Here is a 231-nt window from a genome sequence, read left to right as displayed (position 1 = left end):
AGCAAGCTCTGCTACTGGCGACAACTCAGCAAGCTCTGCTACTGGCTACAAATCAGCAAGCTCTGCTACTGGCTACAACTCAGCAAGCTCTGCTACTGGCAACTGGTCAGCAAGCTCTGCTACTGGCGACAACTCAGCAAGCTCTGCTACTGGCTACAAATCAGCAAGCTCTGCTACTGGCTACAACTCAGCAAGCTCTGCTACTGGCAACTGGTCAGCAAGCTCTGCTAC

At 52.8% G+C, this 231-nt stretch carries 1 protein-coding gene; it reads left to right on the top strand.

The genetic code is table 11. The features are described from left to right. A partial coding sequence (locus ACH8JV_RS19670; protein ID WP_396523340.1) for a hypothetical protein occupies positions 1-231 on the top strand: 231 nt, incomplete at both ends.

This window comes from Acinetobacter sp. ABJ_C5_2, from assembly GCF_044538485.1.
Lineage (GTDB): Bacteria > Pseudomonadota > Gammaproteobacteria > Pseudomonadales > Moraxellaceae > Acinetobacter > Acinetobacter nosocomialis_A.
This window is presented reverse-complemented; position numbering and strand designations above follow the sequence as displayed.